2 protein-coding genes are annotated in these 2,194 nt (G+C 55.3%); one reads left to right on the top strand and one right to left on the bottom strand.

Annotation, left to right across the window (positions count from 1 at the left end; translation table 11 throughout):
• Positions 1-195 precede the first annotated feature (195 nt).
• Complete coding sequence (locus tag U1R88_RS35320) at positions 196-1,002, bottom strand: polysaccharide deacetylase family protein (protein WP_322435536.1); 807 nt, start codon at positions 1,000-1,002, stop codon at positions 196-198.
• A gap of 401 nt (positions 1,003-1,403) precedes the next feature.
• On the opposite strand from U1R88_RS35320, the gene U1R88_RS35815 reads away from it, so the two are divergent.
• The gene (locus U1R88_RS35815) at positions 1,404-1,913 is read left to right on the top strand and encodes an SPW repeat domain-containing protein (RefSeq protein WP_425545536.1); all 510 of its coding nucleotides are present in this window, start codon (positions 1,404-1,406) and stop codon (positions 1,911-1,913) included.
• The last annotated feature ends 281 nt before the right edge of the window (positions 1,914-2,194 follow it).

Consider the following 2,194-nt stretch of genomic DNA (forward strand, 5'->3'; position numbering starts at 1 on the left):
GAGCGCCGCCACCGCCATCAGGATGATGCCGCCGGCAGCCTCGGTGGCGAGGAAGCTCCTGAGAAAGGATGGGCGGCGGGAAAGTAAGATCATAGGGACTCGATTCGAATTTCGCTTAATTATCGACTTCCGCCAGATTTACCGTGCAATTGTCAAGAAACCGCCGAGCGAGAAGATTGCGATAGCCGATACAGTTCAAGAGCCGAAACGATGTGTCAGGTAAAACCCTAGCTGGTGGATGGACTTCAGGGGATGAACGATATCGAAAGGTACCGAAGGATCGCTCACCGCAAACGATCTGCTTGCCCTGTTCTTGCGTGCAAGATCTGTTGGAATCTCATGTAAGCATGACGACAGATTTGCTAGCGTCGCAAATCGGAAACCTCTGAGTTTGAGTGTACGAATAATGGTGGGTACCGCGGCAACGGTACTTGCATGAATATCGTGCATCAAGACGACCGCGCCAGGCGGAGCACCCGACACAATGAGGCTGGTGATATAACGTTCATCGTCGAGCCAGTCGAATGAGTCGAAGTTCCAAAAAGCCATTCGTCGCCAGAGGCCCGCCTTGCGCAAGACCCTTTCAACACGGGCATCGGAGAGCCCCCATGGCGGGCGGATGACAGCTGGACGGCGGCCGGTCTCGGCCATGACGGCCTCGTCCGTCAGCTCGATTTCGGCAACGATCTCGCCATCCGAGAGGCTCGTAAGAGGCCGGTGATCAAAGGTATGATTGCCAATCTCATGCCCCTCTTGGAAAGCTCGTTTTACCAGACCAGGCGAATAGGCGAGCTGTTTGCCGACAACGAAGAATGTGGCATGCACATGCTCGCGGGCGAGAATATCCAATAGCCGTGGTGTCAACGTGGTTTCTGGGCCGTCATCAAAAGTGAGAGCCACGCAGGCTTGTGATGCAAGGTGCGCTTGCTCGCTGCGGCCGGCATGCGCCGAGGTGACGAACAGAGGCAACAGCATTGCCAATACGCAGGGTAAACGTCTCATCCAGCGATCTCAGACAGTCTGACGATTTCGACAACGAGCTGTCTTGGAGCTCTTCGCGGATCAATACGCAATTTGTAACTGGTTTGGAATATCGATCTTCGATATAAATATCGTGCAGTGACAACGGCTATCTTCATGCGCAGGGCCGAGTAGGGGAGACAGGGCCAGGCATTATATCGTGGAGGTGGCGAGCGGTGTTGACTGCCGAGTGGGAGGACGGGACGGAGCGGCAATCTGGCCGCTCCGTTCTGCCTGCGACTAGTTCTTGACCTCGACGACAAGCCCCCATTGTTTCCATGCCAGCAGATGCGGCCAAAAGCGGCCATGTCGCAAGGGCGGTGCTGTTTGCCGTGCTCCGCTCTGGTGGACGAGAGCATTCCGTTCTTAATCCATAGGGGCCCATGGGCGGGCCTCTGGCCCTTTGTTACGCTTTCACATGCGCCAGTCAGATTGGCCAAAGGCGGCATCAATTAACGAAATTTAATTCGGTCATTATATCGATCTTCGATACAGTTTTGACGTGTGCATTTTTTCTGTCGCTATGTGGAGGGGGCGTGTGGCGGTCGATAATATTCAATAGGAGGGCACAGGATTGGGCACTGGTCGGACTGGCAACCGCCTTGTTCTTGTCGCCTTGGTTTTTTGGGTTTGCTGCTAAACCGTCGGCCTGGATCGCCTGGTTCAGTTCTCTGTTCATTGCCTATCTGGGATTTGCAGCGACATTCTCCCGCGGCGAAGATTGGGAGGAGTGGCTTTGCGCCGCTTTGGGAGCAGGACTCTTGTTCGGGCCGGAAGCCGTGGGGCAGCCATTTGGCATCGCCGCCACAACTACGTTCTGGGGGATCGGAGCGATGACAATGGCTATCTCGCTTTGGGCGGTCTGGCTGAATCGCCGGCCTGCCGATGAATGACACGCGTCCGACTGTCCAACGCCGAAAAACAATCGTCGAAATCATGATCTGCGGCAGTGAACGGTACGAATAAAGGGGAGGGGACCATGGATCGAAGCGATCAGGAGGAGGCTGACGTCGAGAATGCCGCCGACAGATCTCTGCAGACCGCACGAAGGATAGCTCAAATCACAAGAAGCTATGTCTCATCCAATCAGGTAGAGGCTAGGCCTCGTGGACAAAGGGCAGCCACAGCAATGCTGATGCGAGGCTGACGAAGCCGAGATATGACTCTCTGGTTT

It is taken from the genome of Labrys sedimenti (assembly GCF_034424805.1).
Taxonomy (GTDB): Bacteria; Pseudomonadota; Alphaproteobacteria; order Rhizobiales; family Labraceae; genus Labrys; species Labrys sedimenti.